The organism is Caldimonas tepidiphila (assembly GCF_003569765.1).
In the GTDB taxonomy this organism is placed as follows: Bacteria; Pseudomonadota; Gammaproteobacteria; order Burkholderiales; family Burkholderiaceae_C; genus Caldimonas; species Caldimonas tepidiphila.
Map to the genome: position 1 here is coordinate 84,021 of NZ_QXMG01000001.1, position 26,756 is coordinate 110,776.

The 26,756-nt window shown below is 71.1% G+C and carries 27 protein-coding genes; 8 read left to right on the top strand and 19 right to left on the bottom strand.

From position 1 onward, the window contains the following. Window positions 1–195 precede the first annotated feature (195 nt). From D3A59_RS04560 to ureG, 7 genes are all read left to right on the top strand, one after another. Window positions 196–498: an urease subunit gamma gene (locus tag D3A59_RS04560; protein WP_119153713.1), complete on the top strand. Its 303-nt coding sequence runs from the start codon at window positions 196–198 to the stop codon at window positions 496–498. 38 nt (window positions 499–536) lie between these two features. After that, the gene (locus D3A59_RS25245; RefSeq protein ID WP_157991406.1) at window positions 537–707 is read left to right on the top strand and encodes a hypothetical protein; all 171 of its coding nucleotides are present in this window, start codon (window positions 537–539) and stop codon (window positions 705–707) included. Beyond that, window positions 707–1,012: an urease subunit beta gene (locus tag D3A59_RS04565; RefSeq protein ID WP_119153714.1), complete on the top strand. Its 306-nt coding sequence runs from the start codon at window positions 707–709 to the stop codon at window positions 1,010–1,012. Before D3A59_RS25245 ends, D3A59_RS04565 begins: the two co-directional genes overlap by 1 nt. Next, window positions 1,012–2,739, top strand: a complete 1,728-nt coding sequence (ureC, locus tag D3A59_RS04570; protein WP_119153715.1) for an urease subunit alpha — start codon at window positions 1,012–1,014, stop codon at window positions 2,737–2,739. Before D3A59_RS04565 ends, ureC begins: the two co-directional genes overlap by 1 nt. Before the next feature lie 85 nt (window positions 2,740–2,824). Continuing rightward, window positions 2,825–3,514: an urease accessory protein UreE gene (gene ureE, locus D3A59_RS04575; protein ID WP_119153716.1), complete on the top strand. Its 690-nt coding sequence runs from the start codon at window positions 2,825–2,827 to the stop codon at window positions 3,512–3,514. Beyond that, on the top strand, window positions 3,514–4,227 hold the full coding sequence (locus D3A59_RS04580; RefSeq protein ID WP_119153717.1) for an urease accessory protein UreF: 714 nt from the start codon (window positions 3,514–3,516) through the stop codon (window positions 4,225–4,227). The genes ureE and D3A59_RS04580 overlap by 1 nt, the downstream gene beginning before the upstream one ends. Before the next feature lie 28 nt (window positions 4,228–4,255). Continuing rightward, on the top strand, window positions 4,256–4,903 hold the full coding sequence (gene ureG / locus D3A59_RS04585) for an urease accessory protein UreG (protein WP_119153718.1): 648 nt from the start codon (window positions 4,256–4,258) through the stop codon (window positions 4,901–4,903). An 82-nt stretch (window positions 4,904–4,985) separates the two neighbouring features. Here ureG and D3A59_RS04590 read toward each other — a convergent pair whose 3' ends face one another. Genes D3A59_RS04590 through D3A59_RS04605 form a run of 4 tightly spaced genes read right to left on the bottom strand, consistent with a single transcriptional unit; the run spans window position 4,986 to window position 8,076 of the window. Then, on the bottom strand, window positions 4,986–5,993 hold the full coding sequence (locus tag D3A59_RS04590) for a S49 family peptidase (RefSeq protein WP_119153719.1): 1,008 nt from the start codon (window positions 5,991–5,993) through the stop codon (window positions 4,986–4,988). Window positions 5,994–6,042: 49 nt separating this feature from the next. Next, window positions 6,043–6,453: a Rieske (2Fe-2S) protein gene (locus D3A59_RS04595; protein WP_119153720.1), complete on the bottom strand. Its 411-nt coding sequence runs from the start codon at window positions 6,451–6,453 to the stop codon at window positions 6,043–6,045. Next, entirely contained in the window at window positions 6,446–7,117 is a 672-nt protein-coding gene (locus D3A59_RS04600; protein WP_119153721.1) for an HAD family hydrolase, read from the bottom strand. The genes D3A59_RS04595 and D3A59_RS04600 overlap by 8 nt, the downstream gene beginning before the upstream one ends. Beyond that, window positions 7,114–8,076 (bottom strand): RluA family pseudouridine synthase, encoded by a 963-nt coding sequence (locus D3A59_RS04605; protein ID WP_119153722.1) that lies wholly within the window; start codon window positions 8,074–8,076, stop codon window positions 7,114–7,116. Before D3A59_RS04605 ends, D3A59_RS04600 begins: the two co-directional genes overlap by 4 nt. Window positions 8,077–8,966: 890 nt before the next feature. On the opposite strand from D3A59_RS04605, the gene D3A59_RS04615 reads away from it, so the two are divergent. Continuing rightward, window positions 8,967–12,212: an Rne/Rng family ribonuclease gene (locus D3A59_RS04615; RefSeq protein ID WP_119153724.1), complete on the top strand. Its 3,246-nt coding sequence runs from the start codon at window positions 8,967–8,969 to the stop codon at window positions 12,210–12,212. 81 nt (window positions 12,213–12,293) lie between these two features. Here the strand turns inward: D3A59_RS04615 and nagZ are convergent, their stop codons facing one another. From nagZ to fabF, 15 genes are all read right to left on the bottom strand, one after another. Beyond that, window positions 12,294–13,382 carry a beta-N-acetylhexosaminidase gene (gene nagZ, locus D3A59_RS04620; protein WP_119153725.1) on the bottom strand — a complete coding sequence of 363 codons (1,089 nt, stop codon included), beginning with the start codon at window positions 13,380–13,382 and terminating at the stop codon, window positions 12,294–12,296. Window positions 13,383–13,395: 13 nt separating this feature from the next. After that, a complete protein-coding gene (acpS, locus tag D3A59_RS04625; RefSeq protein WP_119153726.1) occupies window positions 13,396–13,806 on the bottom strand; it encodes a holo-ACP synthase in 411 nt (136 codons plus the stop codon). Window positions 13,807–13,815: 9 nt separating this feature from the next. Next, a complete protein-coding gene (locus D3A59_RS04630; protein WP_119153727.1) occupies window positions 13,816–14,622 on the bottom strand; it encodes a pyridoxine 5'-phosphate synthase in 807 nt (268 codons plus the stop codon). Then, the gene (recO, locus tag D3A59_RS04635) at window positions 14,619–15,392 is read right to left on the bottom strand and encodes a DNA repair protein RecO (RefSeq protein ID WP_119153728.1); all 774 of its coding nucleotides are present in this window, start codon (window positions 15,390–15,392) and stop codon (window positions 14,619–14,621) included. Before recO ends, D3A59_RS04630 begins: the two co-directional genes overlap by 4 nt. A 9-nt stretch (window positions 15,393–15,401) precedes the next feature. Beyond that, window positions 15,402–16,430 (bottom strand): GTPase Era, encoded by a 1,029-nt coding sequence (era, locus tag D3A59_RS04640; protein ID WP_119153729.1) that lies wholly within the window; start codon window positions 16,428–16,430, stop codon window positions 15,402–15,404. A gap of 44 nt (window positions 16,431–16,474) precedes the next feature. Beyond that, window positions 16,475–17,155 carry a ribonuclease III gene (gene rnc, locus D3A59_RS04645; RefSeq protein WP_119153730.1) on the bottom strand — a complete coding sequence of 227 codons (681 nt, stop codon included), beginning with the start codon at window positions 17,153–17,155 and terminating at the stop codon, window positions 16,475–16,477. Between the two features lie 58 nt (window positions 17,156–17,213). After that, a complete protein-coding gene (locus D3A59_RS04650; protein ID WP_119153731.1) occupies window positions 17,214–17,603 on the bottom strand; it encodes a DUF4845 domain-containing protein in 390 nt (129 codons plus the stop codon). A 23-nt stretch (window positions 17,604–17,626) separates the two neighbouring features. Next, on the bottom strand, window positions 17,627–18,595 hold the full coding sequence (lepB, locus tag D3A59_RS04655) for a signal peptidase I (RefSeq protein WP_119153732.1): 969 nt from the start codon (window positions 18,593–18,595) through the stop codon (window positions 17,627–17,629). 40 nt (window positions 18,596–18,635) lie between these two features. Beyond that, window positions 18,636–20,444, bottom strand: coding sequence for a translation elongation factor 4 (gene lepA / locus D3A59_RS04660; RefSeq protein WP_119153733.1), 1,809 nt, complete (start codon window positions 20,442–20,444; stop codon window positions 18,636–18,638). Between the two features lie 539 nt (window positions 20,445–20,983). Further along, entirely contained in the window at window positions 20,984–22,540 is a 1,557-nt protein-coding gene (locus D3A59_RS04665; protein WP_119153734.1) for a DegQ family serine endoprotease, read from the bottom strand. Between the two features lie 65 nt (window positions 22,541–22,605). Beyond that, the gene (locus tag D3A59_RS04670) at window positions 22,606–23,637 is read right to left on the bottom strand and encodes a MucB/RseB C-terminal domain-containing protein (RefSeq protein WP_119153735.1); all 1,032 of its coding nucleotides are present in this window, start codon (window positions 23,635–23,637) and stop codon (window positions 22,606–22,608) included. 8 nt (window positions 23,638–23,645) lie between these two features. After that, window positions 23,646–24,314, bottom strand: coding sequence for a sigma-E factor negative regulatory protein (locus D3A59_RS04675; protein WP_119153736.1), 669 nt, complete (start codon window positions 24,312–24,314; stop codon window positions 23,646–23,648). A 15-nt stretch (window positions 24,315–24,329) separates the two neighbouring features. Further along, on the bottom strand, window positions 24,330–24,935 hold the full coding sequence (gene rpoE / locus D3A59_RS04680; RefSeq protein WP_119153737.1) for an RNA polymerase sigma factor RpoE: 606 nt from the start codon (window positions 24,933–24,935) through the stop codon (window positions 24,330–24,332). Next, window positions 24,936–25,415 (bottom strand): hypothetical protein, encoded by a 480-nt coding sequence (locus D3A59_RS04685; RefSeq protein ID WP_119153738.1) that lies wholly within the window; start codon window positions 25,413–25,415, stop codon window positions 24,936–24,938. It abuts the gene before it with no gap. Window positions 25,416–25,450: 35 nt separating this feature from the next. Continuing rightward, entirely contained in the window at window positions 25,451–26,695 is a 1,245-nt protein-coding gene (gene fabF, locus D3A59_RS04690; protein ID WP_119153739.1) for a beta-ketoacyl-ACP synthase II, read from the bottom strand. Between the last annotated feature and the right edge of the window lie 61 nt (window positions 26,696–26,756).

The following is a 26,756-nucleotide window of genomic DNA, read 5'->3' on the forward strand; positions in this document are numbered from 1 at the left end:
AGGGGTCGTCGCGACTCCTCGGACAGGTGCAGCAACTGTGCCACCCTGACACATCCCTCGGCAAGCCGGACCGCGCTGTGCCCGCGCACGCCGCCCTCTTCTGGTGCATCTACTGGCACCAGACTTGCTCATGCTCCCGCTCGACCGAAACGCGCCCTGATCGGGTGCATGCCCGAAGCCGGAGACGCCTCACCCATGGAACTGACCCCCCGCGAGAAGGACAAGCTGCTGATCTTCACCGCCGCGCTGCTCGCCGAGCGCCGCAAGGCGCGCGGCCTGAAGCTGAACTACCCGGAGGCGGTGGCGCTGATCAGCGCCGCGATCATGGAAGGCGCGCGCGACGGCAGGACGGTCGCGCAGCTGATGAGCGAGGGCCGCGAGGTGCTCACGCGCGCCGACGTGATGGAGGGCATCGCCGAGATGATTCCCGAGATCCAGGTCGAGGCCACCTTCCCCGACGGCACCAAGTTGGTGACCGTGCATCAGCCGATCGCCTGATCCCCGCCCTTCCCCGTCCCAACGCACCAGAACAGAGCATGAAAAAGATTCTCGCCGCGCCCCTCCTCGCCTGCCTGTCCCTCGCCGCGCACGCCCATGGCGGCCACGGCCTGCCGGGCGAGGCCCACTGGCATGCCACCGACAGCCTCGGCTGGATCGTGGTCGCCGCGCTCGCGGCCGGCGCCGTCTGGTTCTCGCGGAGGAAGTGATGATCCCGGGCGAACTGTTCACCGACGGCGCGGACCATGCGCTCAACCCGGGCCGCCGCACCGTGACGCTGGTGGTCGAGAACCGCGGCGACCGGCCGATCCAGGTCGGCTCGCACTACCACTTTGCCGAGACCAACGGCGCGCTCGGCTTCGACCGCGAGGCCGCACGCGGCATGCGGCTGAACATCGCCTCGGGCACCGCGGTGCGCTTCGAGCCGGGCCAGCAGCGCACGGTCGAACTCGTCGATTACGCCGGCGAGCGCCAGGTCTGGGGCTTCCGCGGCCTCGTGCAGGGAGCGCTGTGATGAGCAGGATCGGAAGACGCGCCTACGCCGAGATGTTCGGCCCGACCGTGGGCGACCGCGTGCGCCTGGCCGACACGGACCTCGTCATCGAGGTCGAGCAGGACTACACCCTGCGGGCCGGCGGCTATGGCGAGGAGGTGAAGTTCGGCGGCGGCAAGACGATCCGCGACGGCATGGGCCAGGGCCAGCGACCCAACGGCCCCGGCGCGGCCGACGCGGTGGACTGCGTGATCACGAGCGCGCTGATCGTCGACCACTGGGGCATCGTGAAGGCCGACATCGGCATCCGCGGCTCGCGCATCGCGAAGATCGGCAAGGCCGGCAACCCGGACGTGCAGCCGGGCGTGGACATCGTGATCGGCCCGGGCACCGAGATCGTCGCGGGCGAAGGCATGATCGTCACTGCCGGCGGCATCGACAGCCACATCCACTTCATCTGCCCGCAGCAGATCGAGGAGGCGCTGGCCTCGGGCGTCACGACGATGCTCGGCGGCGGCACCGGCCCGGCCACCGGGACGTTCGCCACCACCTGCACCCCCGGCCCCGAGAACATCTCGCGCATGCTGCAGGCGGCCGAGGCCTTCCCGATGAACCTCGGCTTCTTCGGCAAGGGCAACGCGAGCCGCCCCGACGCGCTGCGCCAGCAGGTCGAGGCGGGCGTGATGGGCATGAAGCTGCACGAGGACTGGGGCACCACGCCCTCGGCGATCGACACGTGTCTCTCGGTGGCCGAGGAGACCGACATCCAGGTCGCGATCCACACCGACACGCTGAATGAATCCGGCTTCGTCGAGGACACGATCGCCGCCTTCAAGGGCCGCACCATCCACACCTTCCACACCGAGGGTGCGGGCGGCGGCCATGCGCCGGACATATTGAGGGTGGTCGGCGAGGACAACGTGCTGCCCTCCTCCACCAACCCGACGCGGCCCTACACCGTCAACACCGTCGACGAGCACCTCGACATGCTGATGGTGTGCCACCACCTCGACGCCAGCATCGCCGAGGACCTGGCCTTCGCCGAGAGCCGCATCCGCCGCGAGACGATCGCCGCCGAGGACATCCTGCACGACCTGGGCGCCATCAGCATGTTCTCGTCCGACAGCCAGGCCATGGGCCGCGTCGGCGAGGTGATCCTGCGCTGCTGGCAGACCGCGCACAAGATGAAGCAGCAGCGCGGGCCGCTGCCGGGCGACGGCGCGCGCAACGACAACGCGCGGGTGAAACGCTACGTCGCAAAGCTCGCGATCAACCCGGCGCTCGCGCAGGGCATCGCGCACGAGGTCGGCAGCATCGAGGAAGGCAAGTGGGCCGACCTCGTGCTGTGGAAGCCGGCCTTCTTCGGCGTGAAGCCCTCGATCGTGATGAAGGGCGGCTTCATCGCACTGGCGGCGATGGGCGACCCGAACGCGAGCATCCCGACGCCGCAGCCGGTGCACTACCGGCCGATGTTCGGCGCCTTCGGCGGCGCGACCGCCCGCACCTCGCTCACCTTCCTGAGCCAGGCAGCGGTGGACGGGGGCGTGCCCGAGCGGCTCGGCCTGCGCAAGGCGGTCTCCGCGGTGCGGGGCTGCCGCAGCGTGAGGAAGTCCGACATGGTGCTCAACGGCTACGCGCCGAAGATGGAGATCGACGCCCAGACCTACGAGGTGCGCGCCGACGGGCAGCTGCTCGCCTGCGAGCCGGCGACGGTGCTGCCGATGGCGCAGCGCTATTTCCTGTTCTGACGCAGCGGCATCCGGCGACCCGGTTGACCCCGAGCGGGTCGCCGGGCATCGTCACGCCCTTCGCATCGAACTTCCCTTCACGCCCATGCTGACGATCAACAAACTCCTGCCCCGGGGCCGCGGCCTCTCCAGCGTGCTCCTCAAGCGCGCCGCGACGGTCGAGCTCGACTGGGACGTGCGCCAGAAGAGCCGCTTCGACGCCACCGACAGCCAGGGCCGCGCGCTCGGCGTGTTCCTGCCGCGCGGCAGCGTGGTGCGCGGCGGCGACGTGCTGGTGGCCGAGGACGGCTCGCTCGTGGTCGTGAAGGCCGCGCCGCAGCCGGTGCTGGTGGTGCGCCACTGCGCCTCGCACGGCTCGCCCTTCGACCTGATGCGCGCGGCCTACCACCTCGGCAACCGCCACGTGCAACTCGAGCTGCAGCCCGACCGCCTGCTGCTCGAACCCGACCATGTTCTGGCCGACATGCTGCGCCAGATGCACCTCGAGGTCTCGGAGGAGCGCTCGGCCTTCGAGCCCGAGGGCGGCGCCTACGGCGCGGCCGGCGGCGGACACGGCCACTCGCATGGGCATTCGCACGAACATGCGCACACCCACGCGCAGGGCGCTGCGCACGAGCACGGCCCGGGCTGCGGGCACGACCATGCGCACGCGCCCTCCGTGGCCTACGCCGCAGCCCCCCCGGCACCGCGCGGCAAGCCGCTGGGCATCGCGGTGAGCTCCGCGCCGGCGCCGCACGTGCACGGTCCCCACTGCTCGCACGGGCACGATCACTGATGCCGCGCGTGCTGGAGGCCGAGCGGCCCTTGACGGGTGCGGCGCTGCTGCAGCTGATGTGGCTCGCGTCGCCGTCGCTGCCGGTGGGCGGCTTCAGCTACTCCGAGGGGCTGGAGGCGGCGGTCGAGTCCGCCCGGGTGGCGAACGAGGCGCAGGCGCGCGACTGGCTGCGCGCGCAGCTCGCGCTGAGCCTCGCGCGCTGCGACCTGGCGGTCGTGGCGCGCGCCTTCGCCGCCTGGCGGCGCGGCGACTTCGCACGCGTCACGGAACTCAACGACTGGATCGTGCAGACGCGCGAGACCAGCGAGCTGCGGCTGCAGGCCGAGCAGATGGGCCGCTCGCTGGCGGAATGGCTCAAGAACGGCAGCTCGGGCAGCGACCCCCGCATCGCGCGGCTCGCCGCGCTGAAGCCGGCGCCGACCTGGCCGGTGGCCTTCGCGCTCGCCGCCGCGCTCACGCCCGCGGCGCCGCGCGAGGCGCTGTTCAGCTTCGCCTTCGGCTGGGCCGAGAACATGGTGCAGGCGGCGATCAAGGCGGTGCCGCTCGGCCAGAGCGCCGGGCAGCGCATCCTCTCGTCGCTCAGCGAGGCAATTCCCGGCGCGGTCGACGCGGCGCTCGCGCTCGCCGACGGCGAGCGCCAGGCCTTCACGCCGATGCTCGCCATCCTGTCGGCGCAGCACGAGACCCAGTACTCGCGGCTGTTCCGCTCCTGAACCCCTTTTCCACTTCCCCTGACCTTCCATGACCTCTGCCCTGCACTCCATCCCCGGCCGCACCAAGAAACTGCCCCCGCTGCGCGTGGGCGTCGGCGGGCCGGTCGGCTCCGGCAAGACCACCCTCGTCGAGATGCTGTGCAAGGCGATGCGCGAGAAATGGGACCTGGTGGTCGTCACCAACGACATCTACACCAAGGAGGACCAGCGCCTGCTGACGGTGGCTGGCGCCCTGGACCCCGAGCGCATCATGGGCGTGGAGACCGGGGGCTGTCCGCACACCGCTATCCGCGAGGACGCGTCGATCAACCTCGAGGCGGTGGACCGGATGCTGAGCAAATTTCCCGACGCCGACATCGTCTTCATCGAGTCGGGCGGCGACAACCTGGCCGCCACCTTCAGCCCGGAGCTGTCGGATTTGACGATCTACGTCATCGACGTCGCGGCGGGTGAAAAGATCCCGCGCAAGGGCGGCCCCGGCATCACGAAGAGCGACCTGTTCGTGATCAACAAGACCGACCTCGCGCCGCACGTGGGCGCGGACCTGGCAGTCATGGAGTCGGACACGAAGCGCATGCGCCCGACCCGGCCCTTCGTGATGACGAACCTGAAGACGCGCGAGGGGCTGGCGCAGGTGATCGACTTCATCGAGACGCGCGGCATGCTGCGCGGCTGATCCCCGGCAGCGCAAGGGAAAGCAAAAGGCCCGCGCTCGGCGGGCCCTTGCGAGGATCGGCCCTCCGGGGCCGGTCTCCGCTTCAGCGCCAGTCCGGGCCGAGGGAGCGCAGCGCCTGCACCGCGCCCGCGCCGATCGACGCGCCGAAGCGCTTGGCAAGCCGCTCGGCGACGTTCTCGCGCGGCGTGTAGTCGATCACCTCCTCGGCCTTGACCACCTCGCGCGCGACGAAGTCGAGCGTGCCGTACTTGTCCACCAGCCCCATGTCCACCGCCTGCTGGCCGTTCCAGAACAGGCCGGAGAAGGTCTCGGGCGTCTCCTTCAGGCGCTCGCCGCGGCCCTGCTTGACCACGTCGATGAACTGCTGGTGGATCTGGTTCAGCATCGTCTGCGCCAGCGCCTTCTCGGTCGGCGGCATCGGCTGGAAGGGATCGAGGAAGCCCTTGTGCTCGCCGGCGGTCAGCAGCCGGCGCTCGACGCCGAGCTTGTCCATCAGCCCGGTGAAGCCGAAGCCGTCCATCAGCACACCGATCGAGCCGACGATCGAGGCCTTGTTCACGTAGATCTCGTCGGCCGCCACCGCGATGTAGTAGGCGCCGGAGGCGCAGACCTCCTCGACCACCGCGTAGACGCGCTTGCCGTGCAGCGCCTTGAGGCGGCGGATCTCGTCGTTGATGATGCCCGCCTGCACCGGGCTGCCGCCGGGCGAGTTGAAGCGCAGCACCACCGCCTGCGCGCCCGGGTCCTCGAAGGCGCTGCGCAGCGCCGGCATCAGGTTCTCGGCGCTCGCCTCGGCCTCTGCCGCGATCTCGCCGCGCACTTCGACCAGCGCGGTGTGCGGGCCGCTCGGCGCGGTGGACGCGCTGCGCTGCGAGAACAGCATGTAGACCAGGACCGCCGCCAGCACCAGCCAGGACAGGCGCATGAACAGCCGCCAGCGGCGCTCGCGGCGGCGCTCGGCGAGGTAGTCGCGCGCGATGCCGGCCAGCAGCCCGGCGTCGGCGGCGGACAGCGCGACGGTGCCGGAGGCCGCGGCGCGCGGCTCGCGGTCTTCGCCCGGGCGGTCCGGATCTTCAGGGGGGGTCGTCATGGAGCTTCGGTCGGTGGATGGAGGTCGGGATCGCGGCGGCAGCGCGCCTTCACGCGGCCGCGGCAGCCGGCGGCTGCACATCCTGCGAAGGATACCAATACACCTGCCCCCCGCTCTCGTCGACGGTCACCCTGATCAGGCGGCTGCCGCGGCAGGGGCCGCCGACGCAGCGCCCGGTGGCCGGCTCGTAGAGCGCACCGTGGATCGAGCAGACGATCCACTCCCGCTCCGCGTCGAGGAACTCGCCCGGCTGCCAGTCCATCTCGGCCGGCACGTGCGCGCAGCGGTTCACGTAGGCGACCGGGCGGCCGTCGAAGCGCAGCACGAAGGCGCGCGCCGCCTGTCCCCACAGCCGCACGTCGAAGAGCTCGGCGCGGCCGCGCTCGGCGAGCGCCTCGCTCGGGCACAGCGGGATGCCGGGAACGGACGGGGAGTTGCCCGGGGGCGCGGCCTCAGGCATGGCGCAGCAGCCAGTCGTGCAGCTCGCCGGTGGAATGCGCGACGAAGCGCGGCCCGAAGGCATGGAAGGCCTCGGGCTCGTGCGCGCCGTAGCTGACCGCCACGCTCGCGGTGCCGGCATTGGCCGCCATCTGCAGGTCGTGCGTCGTGTCGCCGATCATCAGCGTGCGCTCGGGCGCGGCGCCGAACTCGCGCATCAGCTCCTCGAGCATCTGCGGATGCGGCTTGGAGCGCGTCTCGTCGGCGGTGCGCGTGCCGTCGAACAGGCCGCGCAGCTGCACCGTATGCAGCGCCTCGTCGAGCCCGCGGCGCGACTTGCCGGTGGCGACGGCGAGCCAGTGGTGGCGGTCCTTGAGCGCGTGCAGCATCGGCAGCACGCCCGCGAACAGCGTCACCGCGTGCTGGCGGTCGAAGTAGTGGTGGCGGTAGCGCTGCACCAGCTCCGGGTAGCGCTCCTCCGCCAGGCCCGGCACCGCGTGGCGCAGCGCCTCGTGCAGGCTCATGCCGATCACGTAGGCGGCCTGCCGGTCGTCCGGCACCGGCGCCTCCAGGTCGGCGCAAGCCGCCTGGATGCACTGCACGATCAGCGCGGTCGAATCGAACAGCGTGCCGTCCCAGTCGAACACGATCAGGTCGAAGGCTTGCGGTCGGGTCGGGGTCGTCATCGTCGGGGGCTTTCTGCGGACAGGGCGGCAAGGGCCGCGAGCAGCGCCTCGCACTCGGGCGGCAATGGTGCCTGCAATTCGATCGTCTCGCCGCTGGCGGGATGCTCGAAGCGCAGCCGCCGCGCATGCAGGAACATGCGCTCGAAGCGGCAGCCGGGCACCGCGTCGCCGCGCGCCAGCGCCTTGTTCAGCGCGAAGTCGCCGTACTTCTCGTCGCCGGCGATCGCATGACCCTCGTGCGCGAGGTGCACGCGGATCTGGTGCGTGCGCCCGGTCTTGATCGTGACGTCGAGCAGCGTGTAGCCCGGGTAGCTGCGCAGCGGCTGCACCAGCGTGATCGAGCGCCGGCCCTCGTCGTGGTCTTCCGACACCGCGCGCACGCGCCGCTCGCCCTCGGCCGTCAGGTACTTGTGCAGCGCCACGTCGATCACCTTGCGGCCCGCCGGCCAGGCCCCGAGCACCAGCGCGGCGTAGGTCTTGCCGGTCTCGCGGTTGCGGAACTGTTCCTGCAGCGCGGTCAGCGCCGAGCGCTTCTTCGCGATCAGCAGCAGCCCCGAGGTCTCCTTGTCGAGCCGGTGCACGAGCTCGAGGAAGCGCGCCTCGGGCCGCGCCTGGCGCAGCTGCTCGATCACGCCGAAGCTCACGCCCGAGCCGCCGTGCACCGCCACGCCCGCGGGCTTGTTGACCGCGATCAGGTGCTCGTCCTCGAACAGCACCGGGAACTCGCGCGCCGGCGCGGGCACGGTGCCCGCCCGATCGGGCAGTCGCACCGGCGGCACGCGCACCTCGTCGCCGGCCTCGACGCGCGTGTCCGCCGCCGCACGGCCCTTGTTCACCCGCACCTCGCCGGAGCGGATGATGCGGTAGACGTGCGTCTTCGGCACGCCCTTGAGGTTCTTGAGCAGGAAGTTGTCGAGCCGCTGCCCGGCCGAGCCCTCGTCGACCGCGAGGTGCTGCACCGCCGGCAGCACCGCGGCGGCCGGTGCCGGGGCCGGTGCCGGCGCGGGCCGCTTCGCGGCGGGGGCTTCGGCCCGGGCGGGGGCGGCGCGCGAAGCCTTGCGCGCCGGGATGGTGGCCGGCTTGCGGGCGGGACGCGGCGATCCGTCCGGATTTTCCCGTGGGCCGCTGCGGCCGGAGCGGGATTTCGCCCCTATAATGCGATGCACCACGTTTGTGCTGTAAGTGTTTGATTTTCAAGAGTTTACCCGCCGGGCGCCGAATCGCGCCGGGGAACACCGGCAGCAACAGCGTGGCGAGCGTGGCAGTTCGCCTGCAATTCAGGGCTCCTGCCGCGCCACAAACGGTGATGCAACGCACGCCGCCGGCCGCGGGCCGCTTCCCAAGGTGAAGCGGCAGCCTGCCGGGCGGCTTGCGGCAGAGCAAACGTAGAACGAACCCGAACACAAGGTTTTCGGCTGCATGCCGGAACCGCCCGGGCCGACTCGGTCCCCGGCAGGTGCCTGCATGCAGCCCGCGTCAAGTGACCCCGCGGATGCTGGCCCTTCTCCCCTCCACCGACCTGATTGCCGCGCCGGCCGTCGTGCCGCTGCGCCCGGGCGCCGTGGACCGCCGCGCGCGCTCTCGCGCCGGCCGCGGGGGGGCATGGGCCGGTCCTCCCCGGACGGCCGTCACGGCCGCCCTGCTCTTTTCATCCGCAGCAGTCCCTCACTTCACGCACGCGCCAACGCGGCCGCGCTGAGCCCCCTCGCGGGGGCTTGCGGCTGTCCAGGGCGATTCCTTCCGGCTCCTCCACGTTTCTCGTGCATCGATGGGTCGCCCCGGTTCCGCGGAACCGGCGGCGGCATTTGATGTGCCGGCGGCCTGCGCGGTCGCGGCATGAGGAGTGCATATGAAACGCATGCTGATCAACGCGACGCAGCAGGAAGAGCGTCGCCTCGCGATCGTCGACGGCCAGAAGCTGCTCGACTTCGAGACCGAGATCGAGGGCCGCGAGCAGCGCAAGGGCAACATCTACAAGGCCGTCGTCACGCGCGTCGAGCCCTCGCTCGAGGCCTGCTTCGTCGACTACGGCGAGGACCGCCACGGCTTCCTGCCCTTCAAGGAAATCTCGCGCCAGTACTTCAAGGAAGGCGCCGACGTCCGCAACGCGAAGATCGCCGACGTGATCCGCGAGGGCCAGGAACTGCTGGTCCAGGTGGAAAAGGAAGAGCGCGGCAACAAGGGCGCCGCACTCACCACCTTCATCTCGCTGGCCGGCCGCTACCTGGTGCTGATGCCCAACAACCCGCGCGGCGGCGGCGTGTCGCGCCGCATCGAGGGCGAGGATCGCGAGGAGCTGAAGGAAAACCTCGACCAGCTCGACTACCCCAAGGGCATGAGCCTGATCGCCCGCACCGCCGGCATCGGGCGGTCGGTGGCCGAGCTGCAGTGGGACCTCAACTACATGTTGAAGCTCTGGACCGCGATCGACGAGGCGTCGCGGGCCGGCAAGGGCGCCTTCCTGATCTACCAGGAGTCGTCGCTCGTGATCCGCGCGATCCGCGACTACTTCACCGCCGACATCGGCGAGATCCTGATCGACACCGACGACGTCTACGAGCAGGCGCAGCAGTTCATGAACCACGTGATGCCCGACCAGGGCCATCGCGTGAAGCGCTACCGCGACGACGCGCCGCTGTTCTCCCGCTTCCAGATCGAGCACCAGATCGAGACCGCGTTCGCGCGCACCGTGACGCTGCCCTCGGGCGGCGCGATCGTGATCGACCACACCGAGGCGCTGGTCTCGATCGACGTCAACTCGGCGCGCGCCACGCGCGGCGGCGACATCGAGGAGACCGCCACCCGCACCAACCTGGAAGCCGCCGACGAGATCGCGCGCCAGATGCGGCTGCGCGACCTCGGCGGCCTGATCGTCGTGGACTTCATCGACATGGAGGAGTCCAAGAACCGCCGCGAGGTCGAGACGCGCCTGCGCGACGCGCTGCGCCAGGACCGCGCCCGCGTGCAGTTCAGCTCGATCTCCAAGTTCGGCCTGCTCGAGCTCTCGCGCCAGCGCCTGCGCCCGGCCCTGAGCGAAGGCAGCCACATCACCTGCCCGCGCTGCAACGGCACCGGCCACATCCGCGACACGGAATCGTCGGCGCTGCAGATCCTGCGCATGGTGCAGGAGGAGGCGATGAAGGAGAACACCGCCGCGGTGCACGTGCAGGTGCCGGTGGAGGTCACCTCCTTCCTGCTCAACGAGAAGCGCACCGAGATCACCAAGATCGAGCTCAAGCAGCGCGTGACCGTGCTGCTGGTGCCCAACAAGCACCTGGACACGCCCAACTACAAGCTCGAGCGCCTGCGCCACGACGACCCGCGCCTGGAGAACCTGCAGGCGAGCTACACGATGATCGAGGAGCCCGACGACGAGGTCTCGATCAGCCGCCGCGAGAAGACCAAGGCCAAGCAGGAGCCGGTCATCAAGGGCATCCTGCCCGAGCAGCCGGCCCCGGTCGCCGCCCCGGCCCCCGCGCCCGCCCCGGTGGCGGCCCCGGCGCCGGTGGCTGCCGCGCCCGTCGCGGCTCCCGCGCCGGCCGCCGCCCCGCAGAGCAGCGGCGGCTTCTTCGGCTGGGTGCGCAAGCTCTTCGGCGGTGCTCAGACGGCGCCCGAGGAAGTCGCACCGGCACCGGTCGCGGCGCCGATGCCGGCCGCTCCGGCCCCGGCGCGCGAGGCGCGCGAAGGCCAGCAGCGCCGCAACGAGCGCGGCGAGCGCGGCGAGCGGGGCGAACGTGGCGAGGGCCGCCGCGGCAACCGGGACACCGGCCGCGACGCACAGCGTGACGGTCGCCGCAACGGCCGCGACAGCCAGCGCGACGGCCAGGCGGCACGCGAGGCGGCACGCGAGGCGCGCCGCGGCGAGCGGGTTGAGGCCGAGAACGCCGAGTTCACCGCGCGCGCCGAGGCCCCGGTGCGCAAGGAGCGCGAGCCGCGCGAGAACCGCGAACCGCGCGGCGAGCAGCGCGACAACCGCGAGAACCGCGAGAACCGCGACAGCCGCGAGGCCCGTGGCGAGCAGCGCCGCGGCCCGCGCCAGGAACGCGCCGAGCGCCCCGCGGCGCCCGCCCCGGCGGTCGACGAGATCCTGGCCGCCGACACCGCGCTGGCCGCGAACGCCGCCGAGCCCGCCTTCGTCGATTCGGTGCCGAACGGTGAAAGCGCCGACGCGCAGGCCGAGCGCGAGAACCGCCGCCGCCGCCGTGGCGGCCGTGCCCGCCGCGAGCGCGACGCGCTGACCGGCGAGGTGCTGGAAGCCGGCGCGGTCAACGGCGAGGAGCCGGTGCAGGCGAGGGACGAGGCCGCTGCGGTCGAGACGCTGCCGGTGGCCGAGCCGGTGACGGCACGCACCGCCGCCCTCCCCGAAGCGGCCCCGGTCGAGGCGCCGCCGGTTTCGGCGGCCTCCCCCGAGCCGGAAAGCGCCTTCGCTGCGGAGAGCGTGACGAACGGCGAAGCGCCGGCAGCCGCCGAGGGCGAAGGCAACCGCCGCCGCGGCCGCGGCCGCGAGCGCATCCGCCGCGAGCGTGAAACCGAAGCGCCGGCTGTGGCGGAAGAAGCCGCCACGGACGCGGTCGAGGCCGCCACCGTCCCGGCCGTGATCGCGGAGACGCCGACCTTCGCGGTCGAGGCGCCGGCGATCGAGCCCGAGGCCGCAGCAGCCCCGTCCGCAGCGGCAGCGCTGCCCGAGGCGGCAGCCGCCGAGCCCGCGGCCGTCGCGCCGAGCCCGGCCGCCGCCCGCTTCGAGCTGCCGGTGGAGCAACTCGAGAGCATTGCGCGCGAGGCTGGCCTGGAGTGGGTGCAGTCGGACGCCGAGCGCGTGCGCGCCGCGCTCGAGGCGATCGCCAACGAGCCCAGGCCCGTGCACGTGCCGCGCGAGCCCAAGCCGGTCGTGCTGATCGACGAGGGCCCGCTGGTGCTGGTCGAGACGCGCCGCGACCTGGCGCAGATCCAGTTGCCCTTCGAGGCAGCGGCCGCGCCCGAGGCGCGCCCTGCCGCGCAGGATCCGGAGCAGGCGCTGGAGCAGGCGCCGGAACAGGAAGCCGCGCCGACCCACACCACCGCGGCAGCGGCGGTGGTCGCCCAGACCCAGGCCTGACGGCCGGGCGGCCCGAAAGAAAAAGCGCCCCGGGGGAACCCGGGGCGCTTTTTTCATGTCGGCTCGAAAGGCAGCGGGGGCTCAGCCCGGCAAGCGGTCGAGCGCCTGCAGGTACAGCGGGTGGTGCATCAGCTCGTCCCAGGTCAGTGGCGCGGTCTGCGGCAGCAGGTCGATGCGGCGCGCCTCGCTGTCGGGGCTCGGCTCCCAGCGGCCGTCCGCCTGCGCCGCGGCCAAGCCGTCCAGCAGCTCGTCGACCGGCGCGCCGCCGTTCAGGCTCTGGTTGCACAGCAGCACCATGTCGCAGCCGGCGGCCAGCGCGGCGATCGCGCCCTCCACCGTCGAGCCGGCGACCTTGGCGCCCTCCATGCTGAGGTCGTCGCTGAAGATCGCGCCGGTGAAGCCGAGCCGCCCGCGCAGGATCTCCTGCAGCCAGCGCGCGCTGAAGCCCGCCGGCGCGGCGTCGACCTTCGGGTAGATCACGTGCGCCGGCATCACCGAGGACAGCGCGTTGCCGAGCCAGCCGTAGGGCAGCGCGTCGTCGGCGAGGATGCTTTTCAGCGAGCGCTTGTCCACCGGCACGTCCACGTGCGAGTCGGCCGCGACGAAGCCGTGGCCGGGGAAGTGCTTGCCGCAGTTGTGCATGCCCGCGAGCAGCAGGCCGTGCATCAGGCTCTTGGCGAGCACGGTGGCCACGCGCGCATCCCGGTGGAAGGCGCGGTCGCCGATCACGCTCGAGGGGCCGTGGTCGAGGTCGAGCACCGGCGTGAAGCTCAGGTCCACGCCGCAGGCGCGCAGCTCCGATGCGAGCACGTAGCCGCAGGCGGTGGCGGCGTCCTGCGCCTGCATCGCCCCGGTGCCCTGCGGGCCCTTGCCGTCGTCCATCCACATCTCGCCGAGCCGGCGCATCGGCGGCAGGTGCGTGAAGCCGTCGGTGCGGAAGCGCTGCACGCGCCCGCCCTCGTGGTCGACGCAGACCAGCATGTCCGGGCGGATCGACCTGATCTCGGCGGTGAGTTCGGTGAGCTGGCGGCGGCTCTCCCAGTTGCGGCCGAACAGGATCAGGCCGCCCGTGAGCGGGTGGCGCAGGCGCCGCCGGTCGTCGTCGTCGAGCGCGAGGCCGGCGATGTCGAGCACCACCGGGGCGTGCAGCAGGCCGCCTTCGTCTTTCATGTTCTTCTCTCTCTCAGGGTTGGTCGCCGCCGGCAAGGCGCTCCACCACCACGAAGCTCGCGGCGTGGTCACCCTCGTCGGTCAGCGTGACATGCGCGCGCAGGCCCTGCGCGGCGAACCAGCGCGCCAGCTCGCCGTGCAGCACGATGTGCGGCTGGCCGCTGGCCTGGTTCAGGATCTCGCAGTCGCTCCAGCGCATCGGCAGGCGCATGCCCAGGCCGATCGCCTTCGAGAAGGCCTCCTTGGCCGAGAAGCGGGTCGCGAGGTAGCGCAGCCCGCGCGTCTCGGAGCGCGCGCGGCGCGCCCGGAAGACCTGCAGCTCGGCGGGCCCGAGCACCTTCTGCGCGAAGCGCTCGCCGCGGCGCGCGAGCGTGTCCGCGACGCGTCGCACGTCGCACAGGTCGGTGCCGATGCCGTGGATCATGGCGGCGGATCAGTCGCGCGTGCGGGCGCGCACGATCTCGGCCTTGAAGTCGGCGATCGCCTGGCGCAGGCCGACGAAGACCGCATGGCCGACGAGCGCATGGCCGATGTGCAACTCCTCGACCTCGGGCAGCGCGGCGATCGCCGCGGCGCTGCTCTGCATCGGGTGCGGGGCCGGGCGGTCCCAGACCGCGAGGCCGTGGCCGGCGTTGGTCTGCAGGCCGAGCGAGCGGCCGATCCTCAGGCCCGCCCTGATGCGGTCGAGCTCGGCGGCCATCGCGGCGCTGTCCTGGTCCCACCAGGCGTTCGCGAAGGCGCCGGTGTGCAGCTCGATGCAGGGCGCGCCGGCGCGCGCCGCGGCGTCGATCTGCGCCGGGTCGGCGCCGATGAAGAGCGAGACGCGGCAGCCGGCGGCGGCGAGCCGCGTGCAGGCGTCCTTCACCCGCTCGAACTGGCCGAGCACGTCCAGGCCGCCCTCGGTCGTGACCTCCTGGCGGCGCTCGGGCACCAGGCACACATGCTCGGGCCGCACGCGCTCGATGATGCCGAGCATCTCGTCGGTGACGGCGGCCTCGAAGTTCAGCGGCACGTGCATCGCCTCCTTCAGCCGCTCGACGTCCTCGTCGCGGATGTGGCGCCGGTCCTCGCGCAGGTGGAAGGTGATGATGTCGGCGCCGGCCTCGACGGCGAGCTGCGCCGCCGCGACCGGGTCGGGGAAGCGACCGCCGCGCGCGTTGCGCAGCGTCGCGACGTGGTCGATGTTGACGCCCAGCAGCGCGGCGGGGTGCGAGGTGAGTTGGGTGGCGGCGAAGTTCATTTCTGCACGAGTTCCATCATCAGCTGCCGGGTGCGCAGCTGGGGCGAGCCGAGATGATAGTGAAGCACCGCGCGCAGCGCGCCTTTCAGCTCGGGCAGCGCGCTCGCGCAGGCCTGCTGCAGCGCGGCGAGCGACTCGCCGCCGAGCGCCTCCTCGAGCGCCAGCAGCGTCTCGCCGCGCAGCGTGGCCTCGCCGCCGCTCGCCCGCAGCACCCCCGCCTCGCCCTCGAGCCGGTAGCGCTGCGCCGGCAGCAGCGGGCGCTGCGTGAGGGTCTCGACCGAGAGCTCGGGCAGCACGCCGATGCCGCGCAGCAGCGTCAGCTCGAAGGCGCGCAGCGCCGCCTGCACCGCGCCGTCGTCGCCGAGCGCGAGGCTCGGCAGGGTCTGCGCGTAGGCGTCGAAGAGCCCGGGATGCGGGTCGTCGCGCGCGAGCAGCTTCATCAGCAGCTCGTTGAGGTAGAAGCCGGTGAGCAGCGCGGCGCCGGTCAGCATCGCCGGCCCCCCGCCCCAGTCGGCGCCGCGCAGGGTGTGCACCTCGGCGTCGCCGACGGTGTAGCTCGCCAGCAGCCTCTGGAAGGGCAGCAGCACCGGGCGCAGCTGCGAGTACGGCCGCTTGGCGCCCTTGGCGACCACCGCCACGCGGCCGTGGGCGCGCGTGAAGAGGTCGAGGATCAGGCTCGACTCGCTCCAGTCATAGCGGTGCAGCACGTAGGCCGGCTCGGCGCTGACGCGCGTGAGGGGCCTGCGGCTGCTGGAGCGGCGCGTCGCCATGCGACGCCGTCACTCGTAGCCGTAGGAGCGCAGCCGCTGCTCGTCGTCGGCCCAGCCGGAGCGCACCTTGACCCACAGCTCGAGGAAGACCTTGCAGTCCATCAGCTTCTCGAGCTCCTGGCGGGCCTCGGTGCCGATGCGCTTGAGCCGCTCGCCGCCGTCGCCGATCACCATGCCCTTGTGGCCGTCGCGCTCGACGATGATGGTCGCGGCGATCTTGCGCAGCCGGCCCTCCTCCTCGAACTTGTCGATCACGACGGTGGAGGTGTAGGGCAGCTCGTCGCCGGTGAGGCGGAACAGCTTCTCGCGCACGATCTCGCTGGCGAGGAAGCGGTCGCTGCGGTCGGTCAGCGCCTCGGCGTCGTAGAACCAGCCCTGCTCGGGCAGGTAGGGCCGCACGACCTGCAGCAGGCGCTGGATGTCGTCCGGGCGCTTGGCCGTCATCGGCACGAACTCGGCGAAGGGATGGCGCTCCTGCATGCTCTTGAGCCAGGGCGCGACGTCGCCGCGGCGGTGCACCTGGTCGAGCTTGTTGGCCACCAGCAGCACCGGCTTGCCCTCCATGCCCGGGCCCTGCAGCACCGACAGCACCTTCGCGTCGTCGAGCCCGAAGCGGCCGGCCTCGACGACGAACAGGATCACGTCCACGTCGCCGACCGAGGCGAGCACGGTGCGGTTGAGGTTGCGGTTGAGCGCGTTGCCGTGGCGGGTCTGGAAGCCGGGCGTGTCGACGAAGACGTACTGCGTGTCCTCGTGCGTGCGGATGCCGGTGATGCGGTGGCGGGTGGTCTGCGCCTTGCGCGAGGTGATGCTGACCTTCTGGCCGACCAGCGCGTTGAGCAGCGTGCTCTTGCCGACGTTGGGCCGGCCGACGATCGCGATCAGGCCGCAGCGCTGCGCCGCGGACTCGGGCGCGGTCTTGCGGCCGAAGAAGGCGTCGATCGCGTCGGTGCCGCCGCCGGCGGAGGCCGCCGGCACGGGTTCTTCGGGAGACGACGGTTGCGCCGGTTGCTCGGCGGGGGGCTGGGATGCGTTCACGGTAGGAAATCCATCGCGGCGGGGGCCGCAAATGCGCGCGGCGCTCAGCGGCCGGACGCTTTCAGTTTAGCGAGCAGGACTTGTGCCGCCTTCTGCTCCGCGGCGCGGCGCGAGGGGCCTTCGCCGCTCTCGGTGAGGCCGAGCGCGGGCACGCTGCAGTTCACGACGAAGACCTGCTGGTGGGCGCTGCCGCGCGTGGCGGCGATCGTGTAGCTCGGCACCGGCAGGCGCCGGCCCTGCAGCCATTCCTGCAGCTCGGTCTTGGCATCCTTGGCGCGGCTCTGCAGGTCCGGCTGCTCGACGAGCGGCTGGAACAGCCGCCGCACCAGCGCCTCGGCGGGCTCGAAACCGCCGTCGAGGAAGATCGCGCCGATGACCGCCTCGAGCGCGTCGGCGAGGATCGACGGGCGCCGGGCGCCGCCGCTGCGCGCCTCGCCCTCGCCGAGCCGCAGGAAGGACGGCAGCTCCAGCGTCAGCGCGACGCGGTGCAGCGAGTCCTGGCGCACGAGGTTGGCCCGCACCCGCGACAGGTCGCCCTCGTCGGAGCCGCCGAAGCGCTCGTACAGCAGCCCGGCGATCGCCAGGCTCAGCACCGAGTCGCCGAGGAACTCGAGCCGCTCGTTGTGGTCGGCGCCGAAGCTGCGGTGCGTCAGCGCGCGCGCGAGCAGCGCCGGCTGGCGGAACGCGTAGCCGAGGCGGCGCTCGAGCGCGGCGATCTCGCTCACGGCCGCTGGCGGCGGGCGAGGCCGGCCGTCACGGACCGCAGGCCGCTGTCCGCGACGATCACTTCGACTTGCCCTCGTACTTGATCAGCAGGAAGGCCGGCCCGAACAGCGGCACCTGCTTGTCGTAGGCGAAGCTCACGACCACCTTGTCGTTGACCTTGGTGATCTGCAGGTCCTGCGCGGACACGGAGGTGATCGAGTACTCGATCTGCTTCTGCTTCTCGAAGGCGGCGCGGATCTCGGGCACCGTGGAGCCGCCCTCGTTCGCGACCTTGTTGACGGTGCGCAGGATCGTCCAGTACTCGTTGACGGTCGGGAAGACGCGCAGCGCGATCAGGCCGACGAAGGCGATCGCCACGCCCCACGCCAGCAGCGAGAGCATCGTGAGGCCGCGCTGCGTCGCGGGCCGGGCCGTTGCATGCGGGCGGCGGCCGCCTTGTTCCTTCATGAAGCTGCTCCCCTGTGTCCGGTTCATTGGAAACTGCCGATGCGTGTGAAGTCGCGGAAATTCATCCAGACGAAGAAGGCGCGCCCGACGATGTTCTGGTCGGGCACGAAGCCCCAGAAGCGCGAATCCTCGGAATTGTCGCGGTTGTCGCCCATCACGAAGTAGTGGCCCTCGGGCACCTTGCAGCGCACGCCCTCGGCGTTGTAGCTGCAGCTGTCCTTGTGCGGGAAGGGATAGGTGGCCAGCACGAAGGGCGGGCGGTCGGCGTTGGTCAGGATGCGGTGCTCGCGGCCGTCGAACTGCTCGGCGAACTGCTGCGCGTAGCGCTGGCCGTCCTCGTCGTAGAACTCCGGCAGCGGCCGCATCGGCACCGGCTTGCCGTTGAGGTAGAGGCGCTTGTCGACGTAGGCCACCTCGTCACCGGGCAGGGCGACGACGCGCTTGATGTAGTCGATGCTCGGGTTGCGCGGGTAGCGGAACACGATCACGTCGCCGCGCTCGGGCGTGTTGTTCTCGACGATCTTGGTGTTGAGCACCGGCAGCCGCACGCCGTAGTGGTACTTGTTCACCAGGATCAGGTCGCCGACGAGCAGCGTGGGCACCATCGAGCCCGAGGGGATCTTGAACGGCTCGAACAGGAAGGAGCGCAGCAGGAACACCGCCAGGATCACCGGGAAGAGGCCCGCGGTCCAGTCCAGCCACCAGGGCTGCATCAGCAACCGCTCGCGCACCTTGGCCGGCTCCTCGCCGTCGGCCTGGCGGATGCCCTGGCGCGCGAGCTCCTGCTTGCGCGCCGCGATCTGCGCGGCCGCCTGGCGTGCCGCGCGCTCGCGGCGGCGCTTGAAGAAGAACTGCTCGGCGAGCCAGTAGACGAAGGTGACGAGCGTGAGAACGAACAGCAGCAGCGAGAAGTTGCCGCTCCAGTGGCCCAGGTACCAGCCGGTCAGGTAGGCGATCAGGCAGGCGTACAGAACCCCGGTGAGTTTTCCCATCGACGATCCAGAGAGTTGTGGAGGAGGACGCAGAGCCATCTCAGTCGTCGACCTGCAGGATCGCGAGGAAAGCCTCCTGCGGCACCTCCACCGTGCCGATCTGCTTCATGCGCTTCTTGCCGGCCTTCTGCTTTTCGAGCAGCTTGCGCTTGCGGCTGATGTCGCCGCCGTAGCATTTTGCCAGCACGTTCTTGCGCATCGCCTTGATGTTCTCGCGCGCGATGATGTTCGCGCCGATGGCTGCCTGGATCGCGACGTCGTACATCTGGCGCGGGATCTGCTCGCGCATCTTGGCCGCGACCGCGCGGCCGCGGTACTGGCTCTGCGCGCGGTGCACGATGATCGACAGCGCATCGACCCGGTCGCCGTTGATCAGGATGTCGACCTTCACGACGTCCGAGGCGCGGTACTCCTTGAACTCGTAGTCCATCGACGCGTAGCCGCGCGACACCGACTTCAGCTTGTCGAAGAAGTCGAGCACGATCTCCGCGAGCGGCATCTCGTAGGTGAGCATGACCTGGCGGCCGTGGTAGGCCATCTCGATCTGCACGCCGCGCTTCTGGTTGGCGAGCGTCATGACCGGGCCGACGTAGTCCTGCGGCATGTACAGGTGCACCGTGACGATCGGCTCGCGGATCTCGCGGATGCGGCCGAGGTCGGGCATCTTCGACGGGTTCTCGACCTCGATGACGCTGCCGTCGCCGAGCTCGACCTCGTAGACCACGCTCGGCGCGGTGGTGATCAGGTCCTGGTCGAACTCGCGCTCGAGCCGCTCCTGCACGATCTCCATGTGCAGCAGGCCCAGGAAGCCGCAGCGGAAGCCGAAGCCGAGCGCCTGCGACACCTCGGGCTCGTAGCGCAGCGAGGAGTCGTTGAGCTTCAGCTTCTCCAGCGCGTCGCGCAGCTGGTCGTACTCGCTCGCCTCGGTCGGGTAGAGCCCGGCGAAGACCTGCGGCTGGATCTCCTTGAAGCCCGGCAGCGCCTCGGAGGCGGGGCCGGCGTTGTTCGGCAGCTTCTTCTCGAGCGTGATCGTGTCGCCGACCTTGGCCGCCTGCAGCTCCTTGATGCCGGCGATGACGAAGCCCACCTCGCCGGCCTTGAGCACCTGCCGGTCCACCGACTTCGGCGTGAACACGCCCAGGTGCTCGGCCGGGTAGACGGCGTTGGAGGCCATCATGCGGATGCGCTCGCCCTTCCTGAGCTCGCCGTCGACCACGCGCACCAGCATCACGACGCCGACGTAGTTGTCGAACCAGGAGTCGATGATCATCGCGCGCAGCGGGCCGTCCGGATTGCCGCGCGGCGGCGGCATGCGGGTGATGACGGCCTCGAGGATGTCGTCGATGCCCATGCCGGTCTTGGCCGAGCACGGAATGCCGTCGGTCGCGTCGATGCCGATGACGTCCTCGATCTCCTCCTTGGCGCGATCGGGGTCGGCCTGCGGCAGGTCCATCTTGTTGAGCACGGGGACGACCTCGACGCCGAGCTCGATCGCGGTGTAGCAGTTCGCCACCGTCTGGGCTTCCACGCCCTGGCTGGCGTCGACCACCAGCAGCGCGCCTTCGCAGGCCGACAGCGAGCGGCTCACCTCGTACGAGAAGTCGACGTGCCCCGGCGTGTCGATCAAGTTCAGGTTGTAGGTCTTGCCGTCCCTGGCCGTGTACTGCAGGGCGGCGGTCTGCGCCTTGATCGTGATGCCGCGCTCGCGCTCGATGTCCATCGAGTCGAGCACCTGCGCTTCCATCTCGCGGTCGCTCAGGCCCCCGCAGCGCTGGATCAGACGGTCCGCCAGCGTGGACTTGCCGTGATCGATGTGGGCGATGATGGAGAAGTTGCGGATGTGGTCCATGGACTCAGTACTGCCCGGCACCGGTGCCGGAGTCGCAGCGGCTTGCGGCCGCTGCCGAGGAGGCTCGTGCGCTGCACAGTGGTGCCGCGGGGGCGCTGCGGCGCGCCCCGAGCCGGACTAAAAAAAAGGCGCGTCGAATCGAGGACGCGCCTACCAACAAAAACGTATGGCAACTGCTTTGTTGGACCTTCATTGTAGCCAGAACACCCCCCCGGAAAACGGCCCTCAAGCCGCCCGGGAAGGGCATTGCGCCGCCGAAATCCCCTCTTGCCCACAAATTATCCACAAGGCGCTGTGGATTGCGGTCGGAAGAGGAGCTCTCCTGGCGCGCTTGCGCAGGAGGCCGGATGCGGGGCGCGATTGTAGCGAAATCGGCGGCGCTCCCGGCTGCCGGGAGCGGGTTTATCAACAGGCCGGCGGCAGGACCGCCGGCGGTGCCGCGAAGCCGATTTCCCGAATTCCGCCGAAAGACCCGGCGCTGCGCTGGGTTGCGGTCGATCACCGTGCGGAGGCGGCGGCTCGCGGCCGCCGCCCGCCGCTCAGCGGCCGTTGCCGTTCGGGCGGATCACGACGTACTGCGCCCACTCGCCGCGGCGCACCAGCAGGTTGACCGGGCGGCTCTTGTCGAGCTTGGAGACCACGGCCTCGAACTGGCGCACGTCGCCGATCTCGGTGTTGGCGATGGCGACGATGATGTCGTCCTCGCGCAGGCCCGCGCGCGCGGCCGGGCCGTCGGCGACCTCGACGCGCACGCCGCCCTTGATCTTCAGCTCCCGCTTCTGCGCCTCGGTCAGCTCGCCGACCTGCAGTCCGAGCGCCTGCGCCACGCCGCCAGCGGGCTTGGGCCGGCTCTCGGGCGCCGGCGTGCGTGCGGCCTGCTGCTCGGGCTCGATCTCGGCCACCGTCACCGTCAGGTCGCGGTAGCCGCCGCGACGGAACACCTGCATCGTCGAGCGGCTGCCCGGCTTGGTGTTGCCGACGATGCGCGGCAGCTCGCCGGCACGCTCGACCGTCTTGCCGTCGAAGCGCGTGATGATGTCGCCGGCCTCCACGCCCGCGCGCTCGGCCGGACCGCCCGGCTCGACGCTGCGCACCAGCGCGCCGATCGGCTTGCCGAGGCCGATCGACTCCGCCACCTCCTTGGTGACCTGGTCGATCTGCACGCCGATGCGGCCGCGGATCACGCGCCCGCTGACGCGCAGCTGCTCGGCCACGCGCATCGCCTCGTCGATCGGGATCGCGAAGGAGATGCCCATGAAGCCGCCGGAGCGGCTGTAGATCTGGCTGTTGATGCCGACCACCTCGCCGCGCAGGTTCAGCAGCGGGCCGCCCGAGTTGCCGGGGTTCACCGCCACGTCGGTCTGGATGAAGGGCAGGTAGTCGCCGGTGTCGCGCGCCTTGGCGCTGACGATGCCGGCGGTGACCGAGTTGTCCAGCCCGAAGGGCGAGCCGATCGCGAGGACCCATTCGCCGACCTTGAGCCGGCTCACGTCGCCGATCTTCACCGTCGGCAGGCCGGTGGCCTCGATCTTCAGCACCGCGACGTCGGTGCGCTTGTCGGCGCCGACGACGCGCGCCTTGAACTCGCGCTTGTCGGTCAGCGCGATGATCACCTCGTCGGCGCCCTCGACCACGTGCGCGTTCGTCATCACGAAGCCGTCGGCGCTCAGGATGAAGCCGGAGCCGACGCCGCGGGGCACTGCCTCCTCCTCGCCGCCGCGCGGGCCGTTGCGCCGCGGGTCCTGGCGCGGGTCCTGTCGGGGATCCTGGCGCGGGTCCGGCCGGGGCGAGGGCTGGCCCGGCAGCGGCATGCCGAAGAAGCGCCGGAAGAACTCCTCCATCTCCGGGTCGATCTGGCTGCCGTTCGGCCCCCGCACGCCCTGGCGCACGCGCTCGGTGGTGCGGATGTTCACGACGGCCGGGCCGGTGCGCTCGACCAGTTCGGTGAAGTCGGGCAGGACCTGCGTGGAGGCGGCCTGCGCCTGCGCGGCGCCGAGCGGCAGGAAGCCGCCCAGGAGTCCGGCGACGGCCACGGCGGCCAGGAGCCCCCGGCGCGATGCGGACAGCGCGGAAGCGGTGCGTTCAAACACGGTCATCACTCACCTCGTTCTTGTATCGCGGCGCCTTGCACGCCGCACTTTCGCCAGGGAGCGCTGCCCGCTCAGGGCTTGCGCTCCAGTCCCTGCACCAGGGTGCGCAGCGTCAGCGCCGGCACCTCGCCGACCGCGGTGACCCACCAGTCGCCGCGGCGCTGCGTCAGGGTCTGCGTCGCGCCCAGGCCGGCCAGCATCTCCTTGCGGTGCACGGCGGCATTGAAGGGCTCGACGAAGATCGATACATGCGCCAGCCCGTCGGAGAAGATGGTCTGGAGCAGCTGGGGGGACGAGGACGGCGAAGGGTCGGGTTCGCCCGGTGTCAGGTCCATCGTACGCTTGACGCTGCTGACATGCCGGAAGCCGGGCACACGCTGGCGGTACTGCCAGCCCTCGCTCTCGTAGCTCGTCTTGCTCATCACCGGCCGCTCGACGCGGTAGCCCTCGAGCTTCCTCATCGGCTGCGTGACGTTCTCGGGCTGGAACTTCACGCCGATCGAGACCTCCGAGAAGGCCGAGGACTCCAGCACCTCGCCGTTCTCGGCCAGCACCTCGGCGCGCAGCAGCAGGCCGCTGCCCTTCTCCGACCAGAGCCGGTAGCCGAAGCGGTAGCCGTCGCGGGGCTTGAGCAGCAGCACGCGGGCCTCGTGGCCGGCGACGCGCTCGGGCGGCTGCTGGCGCACCTCGTAGTGCTCGAGGACGCGGTCGCCGTCGTTGAGCAGCAGCCCCGGGAAGGTGTTGAGCGTCTCGCGCAGCTCGACGAGCGCGGTGCGGCTGTCGGGCCAGAAGGTGTGCACGAGGTTGTTGTGGCGGAAGACGCGGCGCGGCTGGCCATCGAGCGACTCGATGCGCTCGAACTGGTTGATGCCGTCGCAGTAGTGCGCGATGCGCGCGCTCGCGACCTTGCCGCCGGAGCTGACGACGAAGGTGCCCTGGAAATTCTTCTGCCGCGCCGCCTCGTGGATGCGCAGCAGCCACTGCCGCACCTCGGCCCGGTCGAGCGCGACGCCCTCCCCCTCGGCGGCACGGGCCCCAAAGGCGAGCAGCGACGACAGCAGCACGAAGCCGAGCCAGCGGCCCAGGCAGCGAAGGAAGGGCATCGGAATCCTCAACGCTGCGGACCCTCGTAGGTCGCGCTGCGCAGGAAGCCCGAGGGCACGCCGAGCGCCGAGCTGCCGCCGAACTGCTTGTGCGCCGCGAGGTACTGCTCGAGCCGGGCGTCGCGCACGAGCATGGCGTTGGCGCCCGGCGCGGGCGGCTGGGCCGCGACCAGGGGCCGCGTCACTGCCGCTGCAGGCGCCTGCACGAGCGTCGCGCCCGAGGGCAGGGCCTGCAGCGCGCCGCCGGAGCCTCCGCCCGGCAGGCCGGTCATGACCGCGACGCCCGCCACCACCATCACGCCGGCTGCCGCCGCAAGCGGCGCGCGCCAGCCGCGGCGCCGCGCGCCCTGCCCGGCGGCGATCGCGGGCTGGACCGCTACCGCCGGGGCGGCCTCATCCCGCGCCGCGGGCGCGATCACGACCGGCTCGTCGGCGAGGCGCTCGCGCAGCCGCGCGAGGAACTCGTCGTCCCGCCCCCGGCCGGCGAGCTCGTCGGAACGCATCACGTCGCCGATCAGGTGGTAGACATGCCAGGACTCGAGCGTCTCGGCCCAGTCCGGCCCCGATCCGCGGCCGGCGGCCATCATCTGCTGCAGTTCGGCGGGATAACCCTCGCCGTCGACGAAGGTGGACAGGCGCTCGCGCGCCTGCTCGCTCATTCCCGTGGACATCGACATCTCAAACTCCTGTCCTCACCAGCGCTTGCCCTCGCGCGTGTCCAGCAAGGGGCGCAAGCGCTGCGCGATCGCTTCCCGGGCCCGGAAGATGCGCGAGCGCACCGTCCCGATCGGGCAGTTCATCACGTCCGAAATCTCCTCGTAGCTCAGCCCCTCGATCTCGCGCAGCGTGATCGCCTGGCGCAGATCCTCGGACAGAGCCTCGATCGCCGCGTTGACGGTGGCCGCGATCTCCTTGCTGGCCAGCACCGCCTCGGGCGTTTCGCCATCACTTAGTTCGTTCTCGACGCGGGAAGTTTCATCCTCGTCGCCGGCGAGCGCGAGCGCCGACTCGGAGACGAGCGGGTCGCGCCTCAATTCGGCCAGCGCCTTCTTCGCGGTGTTGACCGCGATGCGGTAGAGCCAGGTGTAGAAGGCGCTCTCGCCGCGGAACTGCGGCAGCGCGCGGTAGGCGCGGATGAAGGTTTCCTGCGCGATGTCCTGGACCAGGTCCTGGTCGCGCACCATGCGGCCGATCAGCCGCTCGATCTTGCGCTGGTACTTGACCACCAGCAGCTCGAAGGCCTTCTGGTCGCCGCGCTTGACGCGCTCAATCAGCAGGACATCGGCGTCAGCGCTCATTCAATGCGTGAAAGGGGGAGGGTCGCCGTGGCGGGGTGCCGCGGGCGTCGGGGAATATACCGCACAGCGCAAGGCATGCCAGTGCGCGGCATGGGAACGGCGCGCGAGCGCGATCCAGCGACCATGCCACGGCAGGCGCGACGCGGAAGGCTGCAGGCGCAGCAGCATCCAGCCGCCGAGATCCGCGACCACGCCGAGGCGGCCGCTGCACGCCTGCGCCTGACCCTCGGCCGCATCGCGCCAGTGCCAGTCCCGCCCGTCCCAGCGCAGCAGCAGGGTCCGCGAGGCCAGCGCCGGCAGCGCGGCGAACAGCGGCAGGCACAGCAGCAGCGCCGCCGCGCGCCAGCCCGGCGCAGGGATGCTTGCCGCGAAGACCCAGCCCAGCAGCGCCGCCAGCGCGGCGGCGCCCAGCGCCGCGACCGCCGCCCGCCAGCCGCGCTCGGGCGCGACCGTCAGTTCGAGGGCGGGGGCCGCGCGCATGCCGCGCCGCGATCGGTCGGTGGCCGCTCAGCCGCTCAGACCCGCTTGAAGACCAGCGAGCCGTTGGTGCCGCCGAAGCCGAAGTTGTTCTTCAGCGCGACGTCGATCCTCGTCTCCCGCGCCGTGTTGGCGCAGTAGTCCAGGTCGCACTCGGGATCCTGGTTGAAGATGTTGATCGTCGGGGGCGAGATCTGGTGATGCACCGCGAGCACCGTGAACACCGACTCGATGCCGCCGGCGCCGCCGAGCAGGTGGCCGGTCATCGACTTGGTCGAGTTCACCACCAGCTTCTTCGCGTGCTCGCCGAAGGCGAGCTTGATCGCGTTGGTCTCGTTGACGTCGCCCAGCGGCGTCGAGGTGCCGTGCGCGTTGAGGTAGTGCACCTGGTCGGGCGACACGCCGGCATTGCGCAGCGCCGCGAGCATCGAGCGCTTGGGGCCGTCGACGTTCGGCGCCGTCATGTGGAAGGCGTCGGCGCTCATGCCGAAGCCGCCGAGCTCGGCGTAGATCTTCGCGCCGCGCTTCTTCGCGTGCTCGTACTCCTCGAGCACCAGCACGCCCGCGCCCTCGCCGAGCACGAAGCCGTCGCGGTCCTTGTCCCAGGGGCGAGAGGCCGTCTTCGGGTCGTCGTTGCGGGTGGACAGCGCGCGCGCCGCGGCGAAGCCGCCGACGCCCAGCGGCGAGACGGTCGCCTCGGCGCCGCCGGCGATCATCACGTCGGCGTCGCCGTACTCGATGAGCCGGCCGGCCTCGCCGATGCAGTGCAGGCCGGTGGTGCAGGCGGTGACGATCGCCAGGTTCGGGCCCTTGAAGCCGCACTGGATCGACACGTGGCCCGAGATCATGTTGATGATCGAGGCCGGGACGAAGAAGGGCGAGATGCGGCGCGGGCCGCGCTCGAGCAGGTCCTTCTGGGTGTTCTCGATCATCGGCAGGCCGCCGATGCCCGAGCCCACGATGCAGCCGATGCGCTCGGCGAAGGCCTCGTCGAGCGCCTCGCCGGTGGGCAGGCCGGCATCACGCACCGCCTGCATGGACGCCGCCAATCCGTAGTGGATGAAGGTGTCCATGTGGCGGGCTTCCTTGCCCGGGATGTAGTCCTCGATGTTGAAGCCCTTCACCTCGCCGGCGAACTTGCAGGCGAAGGCCGATGCATCGAACTTCGTGATGGCATCGATGCCGGACTTTCCAGCGACAAGGTTGGACCAGGACTCGGCGACGGTGTTGCCCACGGGGCTCACGCAGCCAAGACCGGTAACGACAACGCGGCGACGGGTCATACGGTTCGAGGAATGTCTGAATGGGGGTTGGGTACTGCACCGAAGGGCTCAGCCCTTCGGT